Genomic DNA, 25,528 nt, shown 5'->3' on the forward strand with positions numbered 1-25,528 from the left:
AGATGAAATTTTAATTATTTTAAACAGTTTTTTTAATTATGAAGGGCTATGTAAGCGTATAAAATAGCTATAGGGATATTTGACAAAAGAAGTAAGATTCTAATAACAAGATCTTCCGTGTTTTTTTCTTTTGAGAAGAGATAAATAACATGTAATAGCGTAATAAAATTGATTAGTGTTGCCATTAATAAATAGCCAAAGCCAATAACCATAATTACAAACGCTTCTGGGAAAACGCAATGTAATATTAGTATAAAGGTTCCTAGTGAAAATGATAGAATTGCCAATTGTGTTGAAAAAGGTAATTCTCTAAATTGAAAATTAGTTTCCATAAAAATTGTTTTTAAGGATGTAAATCAAATAAATGAAACTACCATAAAGCATAGAGAATAAGACTGCTTGTGTGGAAATTAAACAAGTACATGAATCAATAAATAGTTGCATTGGATTGGTAAGTATGTGCCAACTATTAAATCGTAAAAACCGTCCGAGGTAGATGCCAAAACCACTCAACAAACAAATAACTGGAATACTATATTGTATTTTTTTTTGTGAAAAAAATAGTGAAAAGCATGTTTTAAATTCTTCTATAGCAGCTAAACCAAAGAGAATACCTAAACCAGCAAATGATGATAGCAAAATTAGGTCAAACCAAAATAGATTAGGGTTTCCTTTGGATAAATGGATAAAATCGGTAACGATATAAAAGGAATTGGGTAAAAATAAGAGCCAAATTATAAAAAGTAAAGTTCTTGTTTTTGTATTTTCTAAAAGTTCAATCCTTTGTTTTACAAATAAGAATAGTAAATATGGAATAGCCGCTAAAAAAGCATTCCAAATTAGAAAAAAATAGAAAACGGATTGAGTTACTTTCACTCTACAGAGTAATAAAAAAGCACAATAACAACATAAGGCAAGTAGAAAACTATTGGCTTTTTTATTCGTTTGATAAATTTTAATTAGGAGTTGCATATTAATTAATGTTAAAAGTGGTTCGAAGGGTGTGAACGGGTATAGAAAGCATTTTATAAAAATCTAAATCATAAAAACGATGGGCTTTCTTTCCTTTTTCGTATTGATTCAAATAGTAATTTATTTGTTTCGGGTAGAAGAGAAGTCCGGTAGTGATTACCAGAAATAGATACAAGCTTTTTTTTCCATTACCTAGCAGAAAATATTGCATACCTATTTCTTCTACCACAGAAACACCTGTGTTTGTTAAAACATGAATTACATCATGATCCTCTAGTTTTTCTTGAATTTCAAAATTATAGCGCAACAGGAAGTTGCCTAATTCATAGCCTAATGAGGCTTTTGGATGAGCAATTAATTCGTCACTTGTGGTATTCCATGGACGATTCTTTTTAAACCATTTTTGATATGGTTTTTTGCTAAGTTCATACATTTTTTCAATAAATTTATCTTTCATATATTTTTTAAAGTACTTTGAATTTCAAAGTTGTTAAATAAAAAAATAGGTTTAACTATTTGAGATTAATTTTTCTAATGCTTCAATGTGCTCCTGAAAGGCTTTTTTACCTTCTTTAGTAGCGATATATTTTGTATTGGGTTTTCTGCCAATAAAGTGTTTTTCAACAGTGATATAGTTTTCGTTTTCCAAAGCTTTCGCATGACTAGCTAAATTACCATCGGTAACACCTAATAATTCTTTTAAAGTTGAAAAATCAGCATTTTCATTTACCATTAACACCGACATGATTCCCAAACGAATTCGGTGATCAAAGGCTTTGTTAATATTTTGAATGATATTTTTCACTATAATTGATTTTTATTACTATTCGATTGCAATTTTTGGACCTAAAAATTTTGGTTTTACTTTAAAAAGGATATCGATAAATACTTTTGTACGCGCTAAGTATTCTCTAGCTTTTACTCTAAAACCATACTTTTTAGAGACATCTTTTGCATTGTATGCAATCACATTCATGTTGTTTTTTGAGGCTATATATAAAGCTCGTTCATTATGAAATTCTTGCGAAATTAGAGTAAAATTGGTTAATCCAAAAACTTCTTTTGCTCTAATAACGGAATCTAATGTTCTAAAACCGGCATAGTCCAAAACAATTCTATCTTCTGGTATACCTTGCGCAATCAATTCATTTTTAAAATCGGTAGGTTCATCATAATCAAAACGGCTATTATCACCGCTAACTAAAATATATTCAATTTTGCATTCTTTATATAAAGTTACAGTGGCTTCTATACGGTACTTAAAATAATGATTCAAAGTCCCATTTTTTAAATATTTCCCTGTGCCTAAGACTACACCAACTTTATTATTCGGAAGTAAATTTACGTCAGAAAATGTTTTGTTTTTTGCCTCATTTTTAACTTTTGTATGAGCAACACAAATAAAAAATAGAATGAAGACGCTTATGGGAAATAAAAACTTTCGCATTTTATTTTGTATTAGATGTTTCTATCATATTTATAATACATCATACTTCCATATAAAATATGACAAAAACCAAATCCAATTACCCAAAAATACAAACCATACCCTGAAAATTCAACGGCAATTAATCCTAAAATAATCTGGGTGATACCTAAGTAACGTACATCTCTTAAAGTATATTTACTGGCATTTAAACATGCTAAACCATAAAATAATAAGGTAACAGGAGCAATTAAACCATAATGTTTGTTTTTTAGTAAAAGCAAAGCAAAAATTCCACCTGTGATTAAAGGAATTAAAAAATTAATTAAAACTCTTCTCGAAGTAGGATTCCAAATTTTTTCTCCAGCTTTTTTTGCTTTTTTAGCGGTTAATAAATAAGCAGTACCAACTGAAAGAACGAGTACAATAAAAGCGGTTAAAAGAATTAGTTTAAAAGTTTTACTTTCCAAAGTGATATAACGCCCATAATGAGAATTGATTAAATAATTAACATATGCTGCACCAACTAGAGCATAGATTCCTGCGAGTATTCCAGATAAACCACTTAATGATATAAATTGAGTAGATTTACTCATTATTTCTTTAATATCTTGAATGTCTTTTAAATATTTACTTGCTTCCATTATAAAGTACTTTGAAATACAAAGTAAAATAATAATTTTGTATTTACCAAAAGTTTTTTTGTTAAAAAAATCTCATTTTGCAAAGTAGTAACCGTTAAGTAAAATAATTGTAATATTTTTATACATTATAAATTTTAATTCATTTCTATAATGAGATTTTCTTTAGTTTTTATCATTAGTCTTTTTATGGTTTGTTCTTCAAATGCGCAATCTAATGATGAAAAAATGTTACGAACTATTTACGATGAAGCTTTAACAAAATCAAAATGTTATGATTGGTTGGAATATTTATCCAATACTATTGGGGCACGACTGTCTGGTTCTACTTCAGCAGAAAAAGCCGTTTTGTATACCAAAGCAGAATTAGAACAATTAGGTTTGGATCGTGTTTTTTTACAAGAAGTGATGGTGCCGCATTGGATAAGAGGTGAAAAGGAAAAAGCCTATTTTGAAAGTAAAGGAAGAAAAGTAGAAGTTCCTATTTGTGCTTTAGGAAGTTCGATTGCTACTCCGAAAAATGGATTAAAAGCACCTATAATTGAAGTTATGGGAATTGATGAAATGGTTGCTTTAGGTTCAGAAAAGGTTAAAGGCAAAATTGTTTTTTTTAATCGACCAATGACACCCATTCATATTCAAACTTTTCAAGCTTATGGAGGTTGTATAGATCAGCGTTCTGCGGGTGCTCGTGAAGCGGCTAAATTAGGTGCTGTAGGTGTTATTGTGCGATCAATGAATTTAAGACTGGATGATTTTCCTCATACAGGTAATACAAATTATGGAGATTTACCTAAAGATAAGTATATTCCAGCAGCAGCAATTAGTACAAATGGTGCTAATTTATTAAGTGAATCGCTAAAAAAGAATCCAGACATTCAATTTTATTTTAAACAATCTTGTGAAATGTTACCAGATGTCTTGTCATATAATGTAGTTGGAGAAATTAAAGGAACAGAAAATCCAGATGAAATTATGGTAATAGGTGGTCATTTAGATTCTTGGGATCTTGGTGATGGCTCTCATGATGATGGTGCTGGAGTGGTACAAAGTATGGAAATTTTATCTATTTTTAAAAGATTAGAATACAAACCTAAACATACGATTAGAGTGGTTTTATTTATGAATGAAGAAAATGGGAATAGAGGAGGAAAGCAATATGCAGAATTAGCCAAAAAAAATAATGAAAATCACATTTTTGCTTTAGAAAGCGATGCAGGTGGTTTTTCTCCAAGAGGATTTTCTCTTGAAGCTGATGCTACTAATTTCGCTAAAATAAGAAGTTGGAAAACACTATTTGAACCGTATTTAATTCATTTATTTGTTGAAGGACATACCGGAGTTGATATTGGACCTTTACAATCGAAACATATCGTTAAAGCAGGATTACAACCCGATTCCCAACGTTATTTTGATTATCATCATGCTGCTAATGATACTTTTAATGCGGTTAATAAAAGAGAATTGGAACTTGGAGCTGCGGCAATGACATCTTTAGTTTATTTAATGGATCAATACGGAATTGAATAATGAAACCTGCTGAAGAATATATTTTTAGACAACCAGAAACTTATCGGAAGATGTTGTTGCATATCATAGCAGTAGTGGAACAAGAATTGTCAGATTATGAATTACTATTCAAATGGGGAATTCCTTACTTTTATTATAAAAAGAAGCCTTTTTGTTATTTGGCACCCAATCATAAAAGAAAATTTGTTGATGTAGGGTTTGCCAAAGGTTTTCAGTTGCAATTAAATCAGGAATTTTTAGTTGATGAAAAAAGAAATACGGTAAAATCATTGCGGTATTTTTCTTTAGAAACCATTGATAATTCCGTTTTAAAAGCTGTAATAGAGGAAGCAAAAACATTATACCTATAAAAAAAGCACTTGAAAAGTGCTTTTTTTATATTTTTTATTTGTATTCTATATTCTAAAGATACCTCCAAGAGCAATAATACGTTGAAAGAACCAGAATTTTTGAGATGCTTTATCTACTGGATCTTTTGAGGTTCTAATATCGTTCATATTTATAAAACCTCCTTTTAATTCAGTTTGAATAAAAAAGTGTTTGAAAAAGGTGAAATTCAATCCAGCTTTTGCTGAAATACCGTATCCAGCAACGTGAAATGCATCATTATTATCTTTCATTAAAAGTGTAGAATTTGTTTTTGGAAATAAAAAACCAGCACCTAAACCTTCTGTAACATTAATTTGAAATTTATCTGTATTAGTAATACCAATATACTTTGAAAGATCATCCACTCTAGAAAATTCAGTATGTATGTAATTTAAACCATCGGTATGTTCAAATTCTAAAAATTTACTGTCTAAGGTTAATTCATTGTTATTTGGGTTTTCATTATAGCTTCCAGGATTTGGATAATAACCACTATAACGAACTCTCTTGTCTTGATCCATCACATATTTCATATGATCAACACCAATTGAAATATTGTAATGGTCGTTAATAAAATAACCAATTCGTAAATTAGTTTGAGGAATAGTCATTCTTCCAGGATTTACATAATCAACATGCCATCCTTTTGGCTTGTCGTGTGCTTCTACATCATAGAGTGTAAAGTCGTAATTACTTCCAGTAAAATGAATATCCGATTTCGAAAAGCTTTCTCTATTTCCACCCCAAAAGATGAAGAATTTTCCTTTGTTGTGACTGGTGTATTTTTCAGGCATTTCAACTGTTTCTTGCGAAAAGGTGTACTGTGAAAAAACACAAAAAGATAGTACAACCATTAGAAATGATTGTTTCATTTGGATTTATAAGTATTAAAATTGATTTATAGTTTTTCTGATAGCCACTAATTTTTTCATTAAATCTTCAAAATAATCCAAATGAAGCATATTTGCGCCATCACTTTTGGCATTTGCTGGATCAAAATGAGTTTCTATAAAAATTCCATCTACTCCTACAGCAATTCCTGCTTTAGCAATGGTTTCAATCATATCTGGGCGGCCTCCTGTTACCCCAACAGTTTGATTAGGTTGTTGTAGAGAGTGAGTAACATCTAGTACAGTTGTAGCATATTGTTGCATTGTTGGAATACTTCTAAAATCTACAATCATATCTTGATAACCAAACATAGTACCTCTGTCGGTTACCATTACTTTTTCATTTTGGCAATCCAACACCTTTTGTACCGCATGTTTCATACTTTCAGGACTCATAAATTGCCCTTTTTTTAAGTTAACAGTCTTTCCTGTTTCTGCAGCAGCAACTACTAAATCGGTTTGACGGACTAAAAAAGCAGGAATTTGTAGAATATCAACATATTCAGCAGCCATTGTGGCATCTTCATTAGTATGAATATCGGTGATAGTAGGTATACCAAATTCTTTTGAAACTTTAGCTAGTATTTTTAATGCTTTTTCGTCACCAATACCTGTAAAACTATCAATTCTGGAACGATTTGCTTTTTTAAAAGAACCTTTAAAAACGTATGGAATTTTTAAAGCATCTGTTACTGTTACAATTTTTTCGGCAATTTTCATAGCCATTTCTTCACCTTCAATGGCACAAGGTCCTGATAATAAGAAGAAATTACCGCTATTTGTGTTTTTTATTTGTGGAATAGTATCTAAATTCATTATGTAGTTGTTTTTAAGAGTGCAAAGATAAAAATAAAAACCTTTTAAATCACAGTTTAAAAGGTTAGTTAAGTTAGTCTTAAGTTTTTTTATTATTCTTTTGTCTTTTTTATTTTTAACCCTTTAGGACATACAATTTGTCCTTTTTCATAAATATTAAAGTGCAATGATATTTTGTTTGAACTTCCTTCAAATGTTACTTCATAAATTGAGAGCGTTCCTGCACCCATAGTTGTATTTTCAGTTGGAAAAGGACAACAGGTATCTGTTTTTAAATAGGATATCTTCTCTTGATTTGGACCTTCCAATGCATTAAAAAATAGTTTAACAGTGGCTTCTTCCAAATTTTCTGATATTGGTCCTAAATTAATAGGATAATCAGGATCATAACCATACTGAGTATCTTTGGCATATTCTGTAATTACGAAAGCACTATTAAAAATTTTAGGTCTTGTTGCAGTAGGGTCTATATTTTTAATTGTTGATTTTGTACTAGTACAAGAAAATAAAAGGAATACAAGAATTATAGATACTATTAATTTCATGTTTTAATTGTTTTTAGTTCTTATAAAATAACTAATAGTAGCTGAAATTACTACTCCAAATGATAATCGATCAAAAACGCTATTAGAAATAGCTGTATTTAAATTGTATCTCGCTGTTGCTTTCTCTAATGGTAGCCCTTCATCAACGGAAGCATTAATAGCATTGGTGAAAAAATCAGGTGAAATATAATTATGGGTAATAAACAAAACAACAGGATTTAAAACGGTAATCAAAACTGATAAAATTATTCCTGAAATAAACCCTTTTTTCCAATCTATTTCGTTTTTATAATGATTTCTTTTTTTATCAAAAAGCGCTAATCCAATAAGGAAAATACTAATTGGTAAGAATAATAAATTGTATAAAGGCTCTAGTAATACTTTACTGTCGTGCCACCCCATTTTCTTTTCAAAGTACATCCATAAAGTGTAGGCAATGGTGTAAATTACGGCCCATTTTATTTCAATTCTGAAATTTTGTAACATATTGTGTTTAATTTGTATTCAAAATTAATATAAAATATTATAATTAGAATTAAATGACGCTATTTTTTATCTTTGCAAAAAATTAGTCATATGGAGTTACTTTATGGTACTTGGCATTGGTCTATTTCTGGTTTTTTAATTGGAATTACCATGTTGTTATTGATATACTTTGGGAAAACTTTTGGAATGTCTTCCAATCTTAGAACAATCTGTACTATTTTAGGCGCAAAAGATAAATCCAATTATTTTAACTTCGATTGGAGAGACCAAAAGTGGAATTTAGCGGTTGTTCTTGGGGCAATTTTAGGAGGTTATTTTGCTACCCATTTTTTAAATGGAGCTACTATTTTACAATTAAATCCAAAAACAATAGCACAATTACAACAATTACATATCGATTTGCCTAATGGTAAGATAGTTCCTGATGCTCTTTTTAGTTTAGAAACAATGTGTTCATTTAAAGGATTTATAGTTTTGTTAGCAGGTGGTTTTTTAATTGGTTTTGGAACACCTTATGCAGGAGGTTGTACATCAGGTCATGCCATTACAGGATTAAGTAATTTACAGTTACCATCTTTAATTGCTGTTATTGGTTTTTTCATTGGAGGCTTAATAGCATCTTATTTTATAATACCATTAATTTTTTAAAATGAAATTATTACGATTTGTATTAGTTGGATTCATCTTCGGAATTGTTTTAACAAAATCTGAAGCCATTTCCTGGTATCGAATTTATGAAATGTTTCAATTTCAATCTTTTCACATGTATGGTATCATTTTTACAGCGATTGTTACAGGCGTGGTAGGAATACGATTTTTTAAAAAGAAAGAAATTAAAGATTACAAAGGATTACCTATTGAAATTTTAGATAAGGAGAAAGCTAGGTTTAGATATATTATTGGAGGAATTATGTTTGGAGTAGGATGGGGAATTGTAGGTTGTTGTCCGGGTCCTATTTTTGTGCTTATTGGAGCAGGTGTTGCTTCCATAGGTATCGTTTTACTAGGCGCGTTGATTGGTAACTTTATCTATGGTATTTTTAAAGATAAAATACCTCATTAGTAAACTATCTTAGATTATAGAATTTTTATTTTTTTTATTAAAAAAAACGAAATATTTAATTTTTTAGACAGTCATTTAACAAAATGATTATTCGTAATTGTTTTGATGATAAAATTTTTATAATTGGTTTTTTTGTTGTTTCTTTAGTATAAACTTAACAAATAAAACTATTAATTATGAAAAAATTAACTATTGCATCAGTATTGCTATTAAGTTTATGTTTAGCATCTTTCAGTGAGGTTACATCAAAAGAGGTAACCGTTATTGGAAAATGGAAGTATTATCAAGAAGGAAAGAAAGTAAGTAAGGCGGAATTACTTTTCTCTTATGAACATTTAGAAAAGTGTGGTAATGATTATGTTGAATTTTTCGAAGATGGTAAAGTAAATGATGTGTTTTATTACGGGGCTGATAATTGTGAAATGTCTGTAGATAGTGGGACTTGGAAGAAAGTAGATAATAATCTAATTATTAATTTTCCATATGCAGGTGAAGAAAAAGGAGAAATTCTACTTTTAGATGCCACAACACTTAAAATCAAAGCAACTGTGGAAGGAAAGGAAATAATTTATATTTATAAAAAAATATAAGTTTAGCTTAATTATTTTAAATAAAAAATCCCGATGTAAATCGGGATTTTTTTTATTGTATTTCAGCACTGAGTCCAGCATCTAAAAGAGCAGAACATTGTGGTTTTAATTCATCAAAACTTCCAGTTTTAACAGCACATTGTCCTTTGTAATGTACTAATAATGCACATTGTTCAGCTTGTAAAGCTTCATGATTACAAACTCGTATTAATGTTTCAATAACATGATCAAACGTGTTTACATCATCATTATATAATATTATTTCGTTATTTAAACTAACTAATTCTTCAACTAAAACTTCTTCTTTAATTTTTTCTATCGTACTCATTTTTAGTGTTTTAAATTTAATGTAAAAGTAATTATTGTTTTACATATTTCAAAGCAACCCAATTGTTTCTTTCAAATTTTTTAACATATGTTAATCCTTTTTCTGTACAAGATGTATCAATTACAGTAATATCTTCTGTGTAGAAACCACTTAAGAATAGAATCCCATTTTCGTTTAAACAAGCCACATATTGTTCCATATCATTTAATAAGATGTTTCTATTAATATTGGCAATAATAACATCATATTTTTTCCCTACTAAAAGCGTGGCATCTCCTTCATAAACAGTAATATTTTTGCAATGATTCCTTTCAGCATTTTCAATCGAATTTAAATAGCACCAATTGTCAATATCAATAGCATCAATAGGAGTAGCACCTTTAATTTCTGCTAAAATGGCTAAAATGGCTGTTCCGCATCCCATATCCAATGTTTTTTTATCTGTAAGATCAGTTTCTAATAGATGCTGAATCATCATGTGTGTGGTTTCATGGTGACCCGTTCCAAAGCTCATTTTGGGCTCAATTACGATATCGTATTTTGCGTTGGTTTTCTCATGAAAAGGTGCTCTTACATGGCAAATACCGTCCACATCTATAGCTTCAAAATTTTTTTCCCATTCTTCATTCCAGTTCACCTGTTCAATTTCTTCAAAAGAATAGGTTATTTTAAATTCATCATTTCCTAGAATATAAATATCATTAAGGATATTTTCTGTCCAAAGGTCTTTTTGAACATAAGCTGAAAGTCCAGTTTCGGTTTCAACAAAACTTTCAAATGCAGTTTCTCCTAATTCTGCTAGTAAAATTTCTGAACCTAATTCTCTTGGTTCAATAGTAAAATGATATCCTATATAAACGTTTGACATGGTGTTTTTTTTTTGCAAAGGTAAATATTAGGTGTGTAATTTCTTTAAAATATTTTATTTTTGCGGGCAATTACAACACAACTTCAATTTAATGAGAAAAATAATTATTCTACTTGTACTTGCCATTTGCCAGTATTCATTTGGTCAATTTAAAAAAGATTCACTTCACAATAATGATATTAAATTAGCAGCCTTACCTTATTATAGTTACGGAAAAGGCTTAGGTGTGACTTCTCCCGATAGTATTTTTCAGCTGAATATTCGTTTTAGAATGCAAAATAGAGTTACTTATATTAATGAAGAAAATGAAGATAACAGATATGAAGCGCACATTAGAAGATTGCGTTTGCGTTTTGATGGATATGTAGGTGATCCAAAGTTTTTATATGTTATTCAGCTTTCTTTTGCCCCTGGTGATGTAGGTGTTATTGAAGATGGAGAAAATATTAATATTATTAGAGATGCTGCTGTTTTTTACAGACCTAATAAAAATTGGAATTTCATATTTGGGCAGACAAAATTACCAGGAAATAGACAACGAGTTAACTCTTCTGGAGCGTTACAACTAACTGACAGAACAATTAATAATGCTAAGTTTACTATTGATAGAGATTTTGGTGTACAAGCGTATTATTTGAATGAAAATAAGGACGTTTTTTCATATAATATAAAGACAGCAATATCGACAGGAGAGGGAAGAAATTGGACAAAAACTTCTGATGACGGTGTTGCACTAACTGGTAAAGTAGAGCTCTTTCCTTTTGGAACGTTTAAAAAGAATGGAATGTACTTTGAAGGAGATATTTTACGGGAAGAAAAACCAAAAGTGATGCTTTCTGGTGCTTTTCAACAAAATAATAGAGCGGTAAGAACACAAGGACAATTAGGAAAAGAACTTTTTCAACCAAGAACCACAAAATCTACTTTTTTTGATGCTTTAATAAAATACAATGGCTGGAGTTTTATGAGTGCTTATATGAATCGAAAAGCAAAAGATTTGATTACCTATGACCCAGATGATGTCACCAATTTTAATTATGTATTTGCAGGAGAAGGTTTTGATTACCAAATGAGTTATGTTTTTCCATCCAATTATGAAATAATAGGAAGATTTTCAACGCAACATGTTGCCGATGAAATACAAGCTTTGGCTCCAAATTCTAAACAATATAGCATTGGTTTAACGCGCTATTTATGGGAGCATACGTTTAAATTACAAGGTGAACTTACCTATAGTGAATTAGACTATTATCTAGCACCGTCTACATCAAATTGGTATGCTCGTTTTCAGATTGAAATAGGAATTTAATTTTTTTACGTTCCATTTAACTACCTTTGCACGATAATTAGATAGCGTATGTTACAGATAGGACAATTCAATACCTTAAAAATATTAAGAAGTACCAAAGTTGGTCTTTTTTTAGGAGATGGTGTAAATGAACAAAACGATGTTTTATTACCTAATAAATATGTCCCGAGAGAATTTAATATAGGTGATGAATTAACTGTTTTTGTGTATTTGGATCATGAAGAACGTCCGGTAGCAACTACTTTGAAACCTTACATTAAATTGAAAGAATTTGCCCATTTAAAAGTCAATTACATCAATAAATTTGGTGCTTTTATGAATTGGGGATTAGAAAAAGATTTGTTTGTACCTTTTAAAGAGCAAGCCAGACCCATGGAAGAGGGGAAACGTTATTTAGTGTATTGTTTTATGGATGATAAAACCAATAGGTTAGTGGGGTCTAGTAAAACACAACAATTTCTAAATAACGATGATGTAAACTTAGAAAATGGGGAAGAAGTAGATGTTATTGTATCCCATATTACGGAAGCAGGTATTAATGTAATTATAAATGAAAGGCATAGGGGGTTGGCCTACAAAAATGAAGTTTTTGAAGAAGTAAAACCAGGTATGAGAATGAAGGCATACATTAAAAATGTAAGACCAGATGGAAAAATTGATGTATCCTTAAGAAAGTTAGGAGTAGAAGCTATTGAGCCTTCTGCGCAAATTATTTTGGATGAATTAAAATCAAATAAAGGTTTTTTAGGCTTACATGATAATTCAAACCCTGAAGATATTCGTACTGTATTAAAAATGAGTAAAAAAGTTTTTAAGAAAGCAGTAGGTAATTTATACCGTCAAAAAAGAATAGAAATAAAAGAGGATGGTATTTATTTAATTTAATGACAACGAAAAATAAAATACTGTTGTTGCTTAGTGTACTTACTTTTTTTGGAGTACTTTTAGCCATGTTACAATCTTTCGGTTCAGTTATTGTTTACAATACGGTAATAGAGCCTTTTTGGGTTTTTTTATGGTTTTTGGTTTTACTGTTGCCCATATTTAATCTCATAGAAGTTATCAAGAACAAAGATGATTGGAATAAATATTATTGGGTATCCTTATATTTTAACATCATGTCAATTGCCTTTGTCATGAAATATTATAAAATAGATTTCTTTTAATTATGCCAGTAATAGCTACTTCGTCATATAATAATCATGTTTCATTTTTGTATAAAAACAGTCATATAGCTACTATATATGCAGGAAAATTTAAAAAATTTCCAGCGCCTCAATACACAAGAGAAGTTTTAGAGTTAGAAGATGGCGATTTTTTGGCAGTAGATTATCATTTAAAAACCAATACAAAGGCAATTATTTTATGTCATGGATTAGAGGGAAATTCGCAACGAACTTACATGAATAGTTGTGCTACTTATTTTTTAAACAAAGGATTTTCAGTTTTTGCATGGAATAATAGAAGTTGTAGTGGTAGTATGAATCGATTGCCAAGATTGTATCATCATGCTACAATAGAAGATCTAGATGCCGTTATACAATTTGCTTTAACAAAAGTTGAAAAAGTATATTTAATAGGTTATTCTATGGGTGGAGCGCAAACGCTAAATTATTTTGGAAGAGTAAAAAATATTAGTGATAGAGTTATGGCAGGTGTTGCTGTATCTGTACCAATTGAGATTAAATCAAGTGCCGAATCTTTAAAAAAAGGATTCAATCAAGTTTATATGAAAAACTTTATGTTTGATTTAACCAAAAAACTAAAGTATAAAGCCAAACAATTTCCCGATTTAATGGATTGGTCCAAAATTAAAAATATCGATGGATTTGATTATCTAGACGATCATTTTACCGCTCCATTACATGGCTTTATCGATAAAGAAGATTATTATTTTAAAGTTTCACCAGCACGTAGTTTAACTAATATTCAAAAACCAGTATTAATTATTAATGCTTTAGATGACCCTTTTTTAGGAGAAGATTGTTACCCAAATAGCTTTGCTGAAAAGAGCAATTATGTGTATTTAGAAACACCAAAATATGGAGGACATTGTGCTTTTCCCTTTAAAAATGAAGTTTATTCGTATGCAGAATTAAGAGCTTTCGTATTCATTGAAGAATTATCACAAAAATAATTTTTTTTAACAGATTATTAAACATACTATTATTTGTTAAAACCAAAAAATGCTTTACATTTGTCCCCTATATGATAAGAAAGACGGTGAAATATTTTTTGCTTAGTTTAATAACCTTACTTGTTGGTTATGTTCAATTATTTGCTAGCGCGAATGATTGCCAATCCTTATCTTCATTAATATCTAATACTAACTCTCAAGAAGTATTAGCAGGAAATGAGTTAACTAAAAGTCTATTTTTTTACGATTATATTCATACTACAGTAGATGTTGAAGCTCATAAAATTCATGGAGTTGATGTTGAAATTGAAGAAGATGAAATATCATCTTCAAAGAAAACATTAGATTCAACTGCTTTTTTAAGTAAATATCTTTACAGATCAAAACAAAAAATCCTTTTAATAGAACAAAAGGAAAAACTTTTTTCAAGAGAAGTAACTTCTCATATTTCAATAAAAAAATTATTTATCATATTCAGAGTCTTTAGAATATGATTTAACTAACAGCGGGAAATTCTTATCCTGCTTTTCTCATTTTAAGTTATTACACTTAATAATTTTAAAGGAACTTTAAAAAAATAATAAACTATTTTATTATTCATACTGCTCCATTAATCACACTCATTTTATTTAAATATATATTATTATGAAAAAAGTTCTCATTTTTATGAGTATCTGCACTTTGTTTTTAAACACGAGTTGCAAAAAAGAAGTTGAAAAAAAAGAGGAAAACACCCATTTTTTGGTTACAAACCCAATAAAAAAGGATACATTAATTACTAAAGATTATGTGTCTCAAATTCAATCTAGTAGACACATTGAATTAAGAGCCCAAGAACGTGGATACCTACAGAAAATTTTTATTGACGAAGGTCAATTTGTAAAACAAGGTCAGTTATTGTTTCAGATTATGCCAAAATTGTATGAAGCAGAAATGGAAAAAGCAAGAGCTGAGGCAAGTTTTGCTGAAATTGAATACAAAAACACAAAACGTTTGGCAGATAGTAATGTTGTAGCTCCAAACGAATTAGCCATGGCTAAAGCCAAATTAGATAAAGCAAATGCTGAATTAGCTTTAGCTCAAGTACATTTACAATTTACACAAATTAGAGCTCCATTTGATGGTATCGTAGATAAATTTCATGTGCGTTTAGGGAGTTTAGTAGAAGAAGGAGATTTATTAACTAATCTATCTGACAACAGTAAAATGTGGGTTTATTATAATGTGCCTGAAGCGGAATATTTAGATTTTAAATCAGAACAAAAAGGAGATGTAAAGCCAACGGTTAATTTATTAATGGCTAATAACAAATATTTTGATTATCCTGGTGTTGTTGAAACTATTGAAGCAGATTTTAACAATGAAACGGGTAATATTTCTTTCAGAGCTACTTTTCCAAATCCAAAAAGTCTTTTAAGACATGGTGAAACAGGAAATATTCATGTTACCTTACCCTACAAAGATGCTATGTTGATTCCACAAAAAGCAACTTTTGAAGTATTGGATAAAAAATACGTGTATGTGATTGATAAGAATAATGAGGTTAAATCTAGAGAAATAAAATTAGCTGCAGAAATCCCACATCTATTTATTGTAAAAGAAGGCTTAACGGAAGATGATAAAATCCTTTTAGAAGGATTACGTCTTGTAAAAGAAAATGAAAAAATAGAATACAAATTGGAAAAACCTGAAACTGTTTTATCTCATTTAGAACTTTATGCAGAATAATTGAATCAATTAAAAAGAGAAAAACATGTTTAGTAAATTTATACATAGACCCGTTTTTGCAATTGTAATTTCGATTATTATTGTTTTTATGGGGTCACTGTCCATTTTAAAATTGCCTACTTCGCAATTTCCCGATATTGCTCCTACAACTGTAAATATTTTTATTGCTTATCCAGGAGCAAGTGCAGATGTATTAGTAAAATCTACATTAATTACACTGGAAAACTCCATCAATGGAGTTCAAGGAATGCGATACATGGCTACCGATGCAACGAGTGCTGGTGAAGCTACCTTAAGAATTATTTTCGAACCAGGAACCGATCCCAACCAAGCCGTAATTAGGGTAAAAACAAGGGTCGATCAAGTAATGCCATTATTGCCAGAACTAGTTCAAAGAGAAGGAGTAGTAATTACACCTATTCAGCCTAGTATGTTGATGTATGTTAACTTATATGCAACGGGTAAAAACATGGATGAAAAATTCCTGTACAATTATGCCAATGTAAAAATGCTTCCTGAAATCAATAGAATTAAAGGAGTTGCTAGATCACAAATTTTAGGAAGTAGAACTTATGCTATGCGTATTTGGTTAAATCCAGATCGTATGAGAGCGTATAATGTTTCTACCGATGAAGTAATGGATGCGTTAGCTGAGCAAAGTATCGTAGGTCGTCCAGGTCGTATTGGTCAAAGTTCTGGTATTCAGGCACAATCATTAGAATATGTGTTAACATATAAAGGAAGGTTTAGTGAACCAGAACAGTATGAAAACGTTATTATTAGAGCGAATGCTGATGGAGAAAGTATTCGTCTTAAAGATATTGGTCGTGCAGAATTAGGAAGTGAATTCTTCGATATTTATTCTAATTTAGATGGTCATCCATCGGCTTCTATCGTATTAAAACAAAATTATGGTAGTAATGCGAATGATGTAATAGAACAAGTAAAAGAAAAATTAGAGGAAATGAAAGAAACTTTTCCTCCTGGTCTTGATTATAAAATTAGTTATGACGTATCTAAATTCTTAGATGCTTCTATCGAACAAGTAATTGATACGTTACGTGATGCTTTTATATTGGTAGCACTAGTAGTATTTATTTTCTTAGGCGATTGGCGTTCTACTTTAATTCCTATTTTAGCTGTACCAGTTTCCTTGATTGGTGCTTTTTTTGTAATTCAGTTTTTTGGTATTACCATAAATTTAGTGACACTCTTTGCATTGGTATTAGCCATTGGTATTGTGGTGGATGATGCTATTGTCGTCGTCGAGGCAGTACATGCTAAGTTTGAAGAATTTCCCCATATAACACCTTATTTAGCAGTTAAAAAAGTATTAGGTGAAATTAGTGGTGCTATTATTGCAATTACAGCTGTCATGGTATCTGTATTTGTACCTATTTCATTTATGTCTGGTCCAGTTGGAACGTTCTATCGTCAGTTTTCAATCACAATGGCCAGTTCTATTGTTATTTCTGCAATTATTGCATTAACATTAACACCTGTTTTGTGTGCGATGTTGCTTAAAAATAATCATGGTAAAGAAAAGAAAAAGAATATTCTAACAAAATCATTAGACAAATTTAATAGTGTTTTTGATAAACTTACTGGTAAGTATGTTGGATTATTAAAATCGATTGTTAGTAGAAGATGGTTAACATTCTTTGTTTTAATTGCATTTTGTGCAGGTACTTTCTTTGTTAATAAAATTCTTCCATCTGGATTTATTCCAAGTGAAGATCAAGGAACTATTTATGCCATTATTCAAACACCTCCTGGTTCTACGTTAGAAACTACTAACCAAGTATCTCAAAGACTTCAAAAAATATGTGAAGATGTAGAAGGAGTAGAGTCAGTATCCTCATTAGCTGGTTATGAAATTATGACTGAAGGTCGTGGTTCTAATGCAGGAACTTGTTTGATCAACTTGAAACCATGGTCGGAAAGAGAGCATAAGGTGACTGAGATTATGGAAGAGTTGGAAGAAAAATCAAAAAACTTAGGAGCAAAAATTGAATTCTTTGAACCACCAGCAATTCCAGGATTTGGTTCATCAGGAGGTTTTTCAATGCGTTTACTAGATAAGAGTACAACAGTTGATTATAAAGATTTTGATGAAATTAATAAAAAATTCATGGAGAATTTAGAGAAGCGTAAAGAGTTAGCAGGTCTTTTTTCATTCTTTGCGGCGAACTATCCTCAATATGAATTAGAAATTGATAACCAATTAGCCATGCAAAAAGGAGTTTCAATTGGTAAAGCAATGGAAAATTTAGATATTTTGATTGGTAGTACTTACGAACAAGGGTTTATCCGATTTGAACGTTTCTTTAAGGTATATGTTCAATCCGATCCTAAATTTAGAAGATTACCATCGGATATCTTGAATTTATATATTAAAAATGATCATGGTGAAATGGTGCCTTATTCTGCTTTTATGAAATTGAAAAAGACACAAGGACCAAATGAGATTACACGTTTTAATATGTATAACTCAGCCGCAATTCAAGGGTTACCTGCTAAAGGATATACAACAGCAGAAGCCATTGATGCCGTTAGAGAAGTGGCTAAAGAAACATTACCAAAAGGTTATGATATTGCTTGGGAAGGACTTTCTTATGATGAAGCCAGTAGAGGAAATGAATCAATATATATCTTTATGATTGTTTTGGTATTTGTATACTTTGTATTATCTGCTCAATATGAAAGTTTTATCATTCCATTATCGGTTGTATTCTCATTACCTGTGGGAGTTTTTGGTACTTTCTTTTTATTAGAGCTAATGGGACTTCAAAACGATATTTATGCTCAAATTGGTTTAATCATGCTTGTTGGATTACTGGGTAAAAATGCCGTGTTAATCGTTGAGTTCGCAGTACAAAAACATCATGAAGGACTAACTATATTAGAAGCAGCTATTGAAGGGGCGAAAGTACGTTTTAGACCAATCTTGATGACCTCATTTGCTTTTATTGCAGGATTAATTCCATTAATGTTAGCTTCTGGAGCTGGAGCAATTGGAAATAGAACATTAGGTTCTGCAGCCTTAGGAGGAATGCTTTTTGGGACTATTTTCGGAGTTATTATTGTACCAGGATTATACTTTATTTTTGGCTCATTAGCAAGTGGAAGAAAATTAATTGATGATGAAGAAGATAGCTCATTAAGTGAAGATTTTGTGCATCAGTTAGATCGTTTTCCAGAGGAAGAAGAAGAGGAAGAAGAATAAAAATAAAAAAAATAGAAATATGCTTCGTAATAAGTTTTATATATACACAACAATTGTAGTTCTAATTGTTCTAAGTTTAGCAGGTTGTAATACTACTAATTTAGCAATGAAAGAGGCTAATACTAATCTCCCTGAAGGTTATACTAGTTCTCATGATACTATAAATTCAGCTACTGTAAAATGGAAAGATTATTTTGTAGATGCGCATTTAAATAGCTTGATTGAAACCGCATTAGAAAACAATCAGGAACTGAATATTACTTTGCAAGAAATCGAAATTTCCAAAAATGAAATTAGAGCACGCAAAGGAGAATATCTTCCTTTTATCGGATTAAAAGGTGGAGCAGGTGTTGAAAAAGTAGGTCGATATACAAGTCAGGGTGCCAATGATGCAAATACTGAGATTAAACCTGGTGTAGAAACTCCTGAACCTTTGCAAGACTATATGGTAGGAGCTTATGCTACTTGGGAAATTGACATTTGGAATAAGTTGCATAATGCAAAAAAATCGGCTATTAGTAGTTACTTAGCTACTGTAGAAGGTAAAAATTTTATGGTAACTAATTTAATTTCTGAAATTGCAAATTCATATTATGAATTGCTGGCTTTGGATAACCAATTACTTATAGTAAAAAATAATATCCAAATTCAAGAAAATGCACTTAAAATTGTGAAATTACAAAAAGAGTCTGCTCGCGCTACTGAATTAGCCGTGAAACGTTTTGAAGCGCAAGTTTTTGATACGAAAGGAATGGAATTTGAAATTTCTCAAAAGATTATAGAAACGGAAAATAGAATTAATTTTTTGGTTGGTCGTTTTCCACAAAAAGTGGAAAGAAGTAACGATTCCTTTATTGATATTGTGCCAAATACAATACATGCAGGTATTCCTTCGCAATTGTTAGAAAATAGACCAGATGTAAAACAAGCAGAACTTGAATTAGCAGCTGCTAAACTCGATATTAAAGTAGCGAAAGCGAGATTTTATCCTTCTTTAGGAATTTCAGCAGGAATAGGTTTAAGAGCCTTTGATTCTAAGTATCTTTTTACCACACCAGAATCTATGCTGTATTCTATTGCTGGAGATTTAGTAGCTCCTTTAATTAATAGAAATGCCATTAGAGCTACTTATAATACGGCCAATGCAAAGCAAATTCAAGCGGTTTATAATTATGAAAAAACAATTTTAAATGCCTATGTAGAAGTAGCTAATCAATTAGCTAAAATTGAAAATATGAAGAGCATTTATGAATTGAAATCGAAACAAGTAGACGCCTTAAATCAGTCGGTTACTATTTCAAATGATTTGTTCAGTTCTGCAAGAGCAGATTATATGGAAGTGTTGTTAACACAACGTGATGCCTTAGAATCTAAATTTGATTTAATAGAAGCTAAAATGCAACAGATGAACGCTATGGTAAGTATTTATCATGCATTAGGCGGAGGATGGAATTAGTTTTAGAATAAATGTTAATTTTTTTTTAAATCCTGAACTATTATGGTTCAGGATTTTTTATTTTCATACATTTGTATATACAAATGTTGTATTGTGAAAAGAGCTAATTTTATAAAAATAATTACAGGAGGTCTTATTATGTCAAATATCAATTCGTTTTATAATTGGTCTAATGGTTTATTGGAAGAGGATCAAAAAATGCCCATTTTATTTATAGGTCATGGATCACCTATGAATGCTATAGAAGACAATGAATTTTCTAAACGTTGGCAACAAATGGGAAAAGAAATACCTAAACCCAAAGCAGTGGTAGTCGTTTCGGCTCATTGGTTAACCAAAGGAACTGCTGTAACAGCAATGTTAAATCCTAAGACGATTCATGATTTTGGAGGTTTTCCACAAGCGTTATTTGATGTACAATATCCTGCACCTGGTGATCCAAGTTTAGCCAATGAAATTCAAAATTTGGTCACAAATCCAGCGATAACATTAGATCATGAATGGGGTTTAGATCATGGTACTTGGTCAGTTGTTAAGCATATGTATCCAAATGCAGACATCCCTGTTTTACAATTAAGCATCGATTATCATAAACCAGCAAAATATCATTACGAATTGGCAAAACAATTATTGTTGCTGCGTAAAAAAGGAATATTGATTATAGGTAGTGGTAATATGGTGCACAATCTAAGAATGGTGGCTTGGAATAAATTAAATGAACCAGAATATGGTTATGATTGGGCTTTAGAAATGAACACCATTTTTAAACAAAAAATTAGTACAGGAAATCATATGGATTTAGTGGCTTATGAAAAATTGCACAAAGCTGCTAATTTAGCTATACCTACACCAGATCATTATTATCCTTTATTGTATATTCTAGCGTTACAAACAGCTAATGACGATGTTACTTTTTTTAACGATAAAGCGGTAGGTGGTTCTTTAACAATGACTTCCGTGAAAATTGGTTAGATTATATTTAAAAAATTATTGTTGAGTACCAATTGCCCAATAATTTCCCGCAAAATCATAAAATGAACCTCTAACGTCTGGATCACCTTCTTTATTACTAGGTGTTTCAATAATTTGACAACCATTCTCAATTGCTTTCTGAAAGGTTTCAAACACATTTGGAACATAAACATGTAGCATAGTGGTGTTTGCTTTATAATTTTCGGTACTGTTACTAAGCATTAGGATACTATCATCAATTTGTAATTCTATATGTGCAATAGTACCATTTTCATTGTCAAAACGTCTTAAAATAGTGGCATTAAAAATGATCTGTAATAAATCGACAAGTTGGTGAGCATTATCTGCAATTATGTATGGAGATAAGGAATTGTAATTTTCTGGTTTGTAAGAATTCATAATTGTTTATTTTGTTCCTATAAAGCTACCTGATTCTTATTACAAAAGCAATATTTTTTCTTATTCCTCGTCTTCTATGGTAAAAGGATAGTTACCAAATAAGCTAGATAATCGTTTGGTTTGATATACTTTACTAGTGTATTTATTAGATAAAGCTATCATGGTAACTGTGTCTTTTTTTAAGGTAATATAGGATGTTTTATTTCCATGCCACCATCCATTATGATAAAACATAATGGTACCATCATCCCATTCTCTTAAACGTATACCTAAACCATAATTGTTTACCCCTTTTTTTTCGTAACTATAACCTTTATAAGCTTTTAATTTAATGTCTTTACTTAAAAAATCATCAGAATAAGTGGCTAAGTCTAATTTTAAAATATCTCTAGGTGTAGAATAGATATTTTTGTCTCCATATACACCATCTTGGTAATTAAAAGGAATAGCTTCCCAAGTACTTTTATAATTCTTTCCGACTGTATCTTGCTGTTTTTCAATTTCAAATACAAAAGTATCTTTCATACCAAGTGGCTCAAAAAGTAATGTTTTCATCGCTTTAGGAAATGAAAGTTTGGTAACTTTTTCAATAATTAAAGCTAATAAAGCATAATTAGTATTATTGTAACTAAACTTTGAGTTGGGTTCAAAATCTAACCCTACTTTTTTAGTATTAATTATTTTTAGTATGTCTTCATTCTTTATGGTTTTGGTTTTATCCCAAATAGTATCATTATCTGTAAAATAGAGATAATTGGGTAGACCGCTTCGATGTGTTAATAATGATTGAAGAGTTATTTCATCATAAGGAAATTCAGGATAGAAATGAGAAACTTTTGTCTCTAACGATACTTTTTTGGCATCTATTAATCTTAAAAGAAGTGTGGCTGTCATTACTTTGCTTATGGAAGCTAAATGAATGGCAGAAGAAGCAGTAATTTTTGTTTTTTGTTCATAATTAGAGTAACCTATATATTTCTCAAATAAGATTTGACCATTTTTTGCCACTAAAAAGGAACCACTAAAATCATCTAAATTAATTTTACTGCTATAAAAATGGGCAATTTCTTTTGTTTTTTGCTCAGCATATGTTTGATCTAATGGCTTAAAATGGAGAAGAGATAATGTATCTTTATGTATGTCGTCTTTTTTTGCAATAATAAGTTTGTTCTTTTCTTTGCAGGAAGAAAAGAAAACGATTACAATAAAAAAAAGAAATCTATAATTCATCTTTTTTGGGGATTATTTTAATATTACTATTGATGCGTAATAAAATGTCTATAAATTCATTTTCACTTTCAGGAGAAATATAAACTTCATCATAATAGTTATAGGTAACTATTAATCCTTCATGGCTTAATGCTAGTTTCAAAGTTACAGGAACAATAATGCCTTTGTGATATTCAATTTTATTAATTTTTTCAATGGCAATATTTTTCTGAAACGGACCAGATTTGCAATATAAATGTGTTTTGTCTATTCTGTATTCTGTATCAAATAAAATCCAAGCTAAAAAGAATAACGCAGCTAGATTTATAGAAACTACAATTATAAACGATGTTAAATCATTACTGTTAAAAATAGGAATTGTAGCTAAAATGATGATTATAAATACAAAAGCAAAGATAACTTTATTAGCGTTACTAATGCATGATTTGTAAATCATATTATAATCCTAAATTCTTTTTAACCTTTTTTTCAATGCCGTCTTTATGTAGTAATACAGATATTGCTTTTAGCTTTACATAAGAAGCACTCATATATACAAAACCACCATGAGCTACTTTTGATTCATTGGTTCCCCAAGAGTTTTTAATTTTATAATAAATTGTTCCTTTTTGATCTTTTACTTTTCCTACTATGTGCATTAAATGATCGTCAGTGGTATTAAAATTTTCAAATTCTTGCTGACGATATTCTGGAGTAATTTTCTTTTCAGTAATTATTTCCGTTAATCCTTTTTTCATGTCGTTACTATTTTCTGGAATAAAAGCAACACCATTTTTAGCAGAGAAAGTCGCTTCAGAAACATCACAATCTAAAGCTAAAGTATATCCTTTTTCTAAAGCATAATCAATACTATTAATAAATTCTTCTAAAGGTAAATTATACATAGTACCATTAGAAAAATTGTCTGGAATACTTAAAATAAATGGGAGATAGTATTTTTCGTGAGTAAAAGAGGTTAAAGTAATATAATCGTGAGGGTTAATTTTTGTCATTTCTAGAAAACTTTGCGGAGTATATTGCTTTCCTTCGTAGGTAAATTCATTAGGAATAGTTCCTAAATAGACATCAAGCACAGCATTTATAGCTGTTTTCCATTTTGATGATAATTGTTTACCCGGATTTTCTACATATGTTTTTGCCATAGCTTCCAAAACAGCTACTAATTCAGCATGGTTATGATTTTTTTCTTCTTCCGATAAACCACTATAACTCATCACAGGAACAAGTCCGTCGGTCACAATACTATTGATAACATCATGACTTAAACCGCCTTCGCTAAATTGCGCTTTACCTTGTCTCATTATGTAGTTAAATGCTTTTTTGGGATAGGTAGTCCTTACTTGATACATTTCTGATAAATCTATTTTTTTACCCGTTAATCGGATAATTTCAGATTCTAAAAAAGAAGAAGTAGAAAAACTCCAACAAGTTCCTGTTTTATCTTGCGAAATAACAGGTAAGCATTCTAAATTGATAACCTCTTGGAATTCATAATTTTGCGCAACGCTCGATAAGACTCCTGAAGCAAACAGAAGTCCTAAGTATAGTTTTTTCATTATAGTATTTGTTTAGTTAGTGCAATATAATGCAAAAAATGAATTATTTTTACCTGAAATTATATAAAATTTGACAAAAAATTAAAGTTTAACTTGAAAATTGAAATAATAATTAAAATAATACATTAACAATGAGTACAATAAACTGGAAAACTGCTTTAGAATTTGAAGATATTACCTATAAAAAATGTAATGGAGTAGCTCGAATTGCGTTTAATAGACCAGATGTGCGTAATGCTTTTCGTCCAAAAACTACAAAAGAATTAATTCAGGCTTTTTATGATGCTCAAGAAGATACGTCTATAGGAGTGGTTTTACTTTCTGCTGAAGGACCAAGTTCAAAGGATGGTATCTGGTCATTTTGTAGTGGTGGCGACCAAAAAGCGCGCGGTCATCAAGGTTATGTAGGTGAAGATGGATACCATCGATTGAATATTTTAGAAGTACAACGTATGATTCGTTTTATGCCCAAAGCGGTTATTTGTGTGGTTCCTGGTTGGGCTGTTGGTGGAGGACATTCTTTACATGTTGTGTGTGATTTAACATTAGCGAGTAAAGAGCATGCTATTTTTAAGCAAACCGATGCAGATGTAACCAGTTTCGACGGTGGTTATGGTTCGGCTTATTTAGCTAAAATGGTCGGACAGAAGAAAGCGAGAGAAATCTTTTTCTTAGGAAGAAATTATTCGGCTCAAGAAGCTTTTGAAATGGGAATGGTAAATGCAGTAATTCCTCATGAAGCATTAGAAGATACAGCGTATGAATGGGCTCAAGAAATATTAGCCAAATCACCTACATCTATTAAAATGTTAAAATTTGCCATGAATTTAACCGATGATGGCATGGTAGGACAACAAGTTTTTGCAGGCGAAGCTACTCGATTAGCGTATATGACAGATGAAGCAAAAGAAGGAAGAGATGCTTTCTTGGAAAAGCGTAAGCCAAATTTTGAAAAAAAATACTTACCATAACAGAAAATTTTTAAAGGATA

30 protein-coding genes are annotated in these 25,528 nt (G+C 30.4%); 14 read left to right on the forward strand and 16 right to left on the reverse strand.

Annotated elements, in window-relative coordinates; genetic code table 11:
- Window positions 1-32: 32 nt before the first annotated feature.
- From CX675_RS07470 to CX675_RS07495, 6 genes are read right to left on the reverse strand one after another with little or no spacing between them, the layout of a single operon-like run.
- Window positions 33-332, reverse strand: coding sequence for a hypothetical protein (locus tag CX675_RS07470; RefSeq protein ID WP_130734601.1), 300 nt, complete (start codon window positions 330-332; stop codon window positions 33-35).
- Window positions 322-972, reverse strand: a complete 651-nt coding sequence (locus tag CX675_RS07475; RefSeq protein WP_130734602.1) for a DUF1361 domain-containing protein — start codon at window positions 970-972, stop codon at window positions 322-324. The genes CX675_RS07470 and CX675_RS07475 overlap by 11 nt, the downstream gene beginning before the upstream one ends.
- Before the next feature lies 1 nt (window position 973).
- Complete coding sequence (locus tag CX675_RS07480; RefSeq protein WP_130734603.1) at window positions 974-1,429, reverse strand: hypothetical protein; 456 nt, start codon at window positions 1,427-1,429, stop codon at window positions 974-976.
- A gap of 51 nt (window positions 1,430-1,480) precedes the next feature.
- A complete protein-coding gene (locus CX675_RS07485; protein ID WP_130734604.1) occupies window positions 1,481-1,777 on the reverse strand; it encodes a transcriptional regulator in 297 nt (98 codons plus the stop codon).
- A gap of 18 nt (window positions 1,778-1,795) precedes the next feature.
- Window positions 1,796-2,419, reverse strand: a complete 624-nt coding sequence (locus CX675_RS07490; protein WP_130734605.1) for a vancomycin high temperature exclusion protein — start codon at window positions 2,417-2,419, stop codon at window positions 1,796-1,798.
- An 11-nt stretch (window positions 2,420-2,430) separates the two neighbouring features.
- On the reverse strand, window positions 2,431-3,042 hold the full coding sequence (locus CX675_RS07495; protein ID WP_130734606.1) for a hypothetical protein: 612 nt from the start codon (window positions 3,040-3,042) through the stop codon (window positions 2,431-2,433).
- 150 nt (window positions 3,043-3,192) lie between these two features.
- Here CX675_RS07495 and CX675_RS07500 point away from each other — a divergent pair, with 150 nt between their 5' ends.
- A complete protein-coding gene (locus CX675_RS07500) occupies window positions 3,193-4,569 on the forward strand; it encodes a M20/M25/M40 family metallo-hydrolase (protein WP_130734607.1) in 1,377 nt (458 codons plus the stop codon).
- Window positions 4,569-4,919 carry a DUF1801 domain-containing protein gene (locus CX675_RS07505; RefSeq protein ID WP_130734608.1) on the forward strand — a complete coding sequence of 117 codons (351 nt, stop codon included), beginning with the start codon at window positions 4,569-4,571 and terminating at the stop codon, window positions 4,917-4,919. Before CX675_RS07500 ends, CX675_RS07505 begins: the two co-directional genes overlap by 1 nt.
- Window positions 4,920-4,964: 45 nt before the next feature.
- Here the strand turns inward: CX675_RS07505 and CX675_RS07510 are convergent, their stop codons facing one another.
- The 4 genes from CX675_RS07510 to CX675_RS07525 form a co-directional block, all read right to left on the reverse strand.
- Window positions 4,965-5,810: a hypothetical protein gene (locus CX675_RS07510; RefSeq protein WP_130734609.1), complete on the reverse strand. Its 846-nt coding sequence runs from the start codon at window positions 5,808-5,810 to the stop codon at window positions 4,965-4,967.
- A 15-nt stretch (window positions 5,811-5,825) separates the two neighbouring features.
- Entirely contained in the window at window positions 5,826-6,644 is an 819-nt protein-coding gene (gene kdsA, locus CX675_RS07515) for a 3-deoxy-8-phosphooctulonate synthase (RefSeq protein WP_130734610.1), read from the reverse strand.
- 92 nt (window positions 6,645-6,736) lie between these two features.
- On the reverse strand, window positions 6,737-7,189 hold the full coding sequence (locus CX675_RS07520; protein ID WP_130734611.1) for a 2-dehydro-3-deoxyphosphooctonate aldolase: 453 nt from the start codon (window positions 7,187-7,189) through the stop codon (window positions 6,737-6,739).
- A 3-nt stretch (window positions 7,190-7,192) separates the two neighbouring features.
- Window positions 7,193-7,675, reverse strand: coding sequence for a DUF4199 domain-containing protein (locus CX675_RS07525; RefSeq protein ID WP_130734612.1), 483 nt, complete (start codon window positions 7,673-7,675; stop codon window positions 7,193-7,195).
- Between the two features lie 90 nt (window positions 7,676-7,765).
- Here CX675_RS07525 and CX675_RS07530 point away from each other — a divergent pair, with 90 nt between their 5' ends.
- From CX675_RS07530 to CX675_RS07540, 3 genes are all read left to right on the forward strand, one after another.
- Window positions 7,766-8,323, forward strand: coding sequence for a YeeE/YedE family protein (locus CX675_RS07530; RefSeq protein WP_130734613.1), 558 nt, complete (start codon window positions 7,766-7,768; stop codon window positions 8,321-8,323).
- 1 nt (window position 8,324) lies between these two features.
- The gene (locus CX675_RS07535; RefSeq protein WP_130734614.1) at window positions 8,325-8,738 is read left to right on the forward strand and encodes a DUF6691 family protein; all 414 of its coding nucleotides are present in this window, start codon (window positions 8,325-8,327) and stop codon (window positions 8,736-8,738) included.
- A 176-nt stretch (window positions 8,739-8,914) separates the two neighbouring features.
- Window positions 8,915-9,328, forward strand: a complete 414-nt coding sequence (locus CX675_RS07540; protein ID WP_130734615.1) for a lipocalin family protein — start codon at window positions 8,915-8,917, stop codon at window positions 9,326-9,328.
- Window positions 9,329-9,380: 52 nt separating this feature from the next.
- Here CX675_RS07540 and CX675_RS07545 read toward each other — a convergent pair whose 3' ends face one another.
- Entirely contained in the window at window positions 9,381-9,656 is a 276-nt protein-coding gene (locus tag CX675_RS07545; RefSeq protein ID WP_130734616.1) for an ATP-dependent Clp protease adaptor ClpS, read from the reverse strand.
- A gap of 31 nt (window positions 9,657-9,687) precedes the next feature.
- Window positions 9,688-10,524: a 50S ribosomal protein L11 methyltransferase gene (prmA, locus tag CX675_RS07550; RefSeq protein ID WP_130734617.1), complete on the reverse strand. Its 837-nt coding sequence runs from the start codon at window positions 10,522-10,524 to the stop codon at window positions 9,688-9,690.
- Window positions 10,525-10,615: 91 nt separating this feature from the next.
- On the opposite strand from prmA, the gene CX675_RS07555 reads away from it, so the two are divergent.
- The 8 genes from CX675_RS07555 (at window position 10,616) to ygiD (ending at window position 21,352) form a co-directional block, all read left to right on the forward strand.
- Window positions 10,616-11,833 carry a porin gene (locus CX675_RS07555; protein ID WP_130734618.1) on the forward strand — a complete coding sequence of 406 codons (1,218 nt, stop codon included), beginning with the start codon at window positions 10,616-10,618 and terminating at the stop codon, window positions 11,831-11,833.
- 48 nt (window positions 11,834-11,881) lie between these two features.
- Window positions 11,882-12,718, forward strand: coding sequence for a S1 RNA-binding domain-containing protein (locus CX675_RS07560; RefSeq protein ID WP_130734619.1), 837 nt, complete (start codon window positions 11,882-11,884; stop codon window positions 12,716-12,718).
- A gap of 283 nt (window positions 12,719-13,001) precedes the next feature.
- Entirely contained in the window at window positions 13,002-13,970 is a 969-nt protein-coding gene (locus CX675_RS07565; RefSeq protein WP_130734620.1) for a YheT family hydrolase, read from the forward strand.
- Between the two features lie 71 nt (window positions 13,971-14,041).
- On the forward strand, window positions 14,042-14,464 hold the full coding sequence (locus CX675_RS07570) for a hypothetical protein (protein ID WP_130734621.1): 423 nt from the start codon (window positions 14,042-14,044) through the stop codon (window positions 14,462-14,464).
- Window positions 14,465-14,615: 151 nt separating this feature from the next.
- Entirely contained in the window at window positions 14,616-15,698 is a 1,083-nt protein-coding gene (locus CX675_RS07575) for an efflux RND transporter periplasmic adaptor subunit (protein WP_130734622.1), read from the forward strand.
- A gap of 25 nt (window positions 15,699-15,723) precedes the next feature.
- Window positions 15,724-18,924, forward strand: coding sequence for an efflux RND transporter permease subunit (locus CX675_RS07580; protein WP_130734623.1), 3,201 nt, complete (start codon window positions 15,724-15,726; stop codon window positions 18,922-18,924).
- Between the two features lie 19 nt (window positions 18,925-18,943).
- Entirely contained in the window at window positions 18,944-20,380 is a 1,437-nt protein-coding gene (locus CX675_RS07585) for a TolC family protein (RefSeq protein WP_130734624.1), read from the forward strand.
- A gap of 138 nt (window positions 20,381-20,518) precedes the next feature.
- A complete protein-coding gene (gene ygiD, locus CX675_RS07590; protein WP_130734706.1) occupies window positions 20,519-21,352 on the forward strand; it encodes a 4,5-DOPA dioxygenase extradiol in 834 nt (277 codons plus the stop codon).
- A 15-nt stretch (window positions 21,353-21,367) separates the two neighbouring features.
- On the opposite strand, the gene CX675_RS07595 is transcribed toward ygiD, so the two are convergent.
- Genes CX675_RS07595 through CX675_RS07610 form a run of 4 tightly spaced genes read right to left on the reverse strand, consistent with a single transcriptional unit; the run spans window position 21,368 to window position 24,537 of the window.
- The gene (locus tag CX675_RS07595) at window positions 21,368-21,751 is read right to left on the reverse strand and encodes a VOC family protein (RefSeq protein ID WP_130734625.1); all 384 of its coding nucleotides are present in this window, start codon (window positions 21,749-21,751) and stop codon (window positions 21,368-21,370) included.
- 60 nt (window positions 21,752-21,811) lie between these two features.
- Window positions 21,812-22,981, reverse strand: a complete 1,170-nt coding sequence (locus CX675_RS07600) for a serine hydrolase (protein ID WP_130734626.1) — start codon at window positions 22,979-22,981, stop codon at window positions 21,812-21,814.
- A complete protein-coding gene (locus CX675_RS07605) occupies window positions 22,971-23,417 on the reverse strand; it encodes a PH domain-containing protein (protein WP_130734627.1) in 447 nt (148 codons plus the stop codon). Before CX675_RS07605 ends, CX675_RS07600 begins: the two co-directional genes overlap by 11 nt.
- Before the next feature lies 1 nt (window position 23,418).
- Window positions 23,419-24,537, reverse strand: coding sequence for a C1 family peptidase (locus CX675_RS07610; protein WP_130734628.1), 1,119 nt, complete (start codon window positions 24,535-24,537; stop codon window positions 23,419-23,421).
- A gap of 131 nt (window positions 24,538-24,668) precedes the next feature.
- Here CX675_RS07610 and CX675_RS07615 point away from each other — a divergent pair, with 131 nt between their 5' ends.
- Window positions 24,669-25,508: a 1,4-dihydroxy-2-naphthoyl-CoA synthase gene (locus CX675_RS07615; RefSeq protein WP_130734629.1), complete on the forward strand. Its 840-nt coding sequence runs from the start codon at window positions 24,669-24,671 to the stop codon at window positions 25,506-25,508.
- Window positions 25,509-25,528: the final 20 nt, after the last annotated feature.

Source organism: Flavobacterium sp. J27, assembly GCF_004303025.1.
GTDB lineage: Bacteria > Bacteroidota > Bacteroidia > Flavobacteriales > Flavobacteriaceae > Flavobacterium.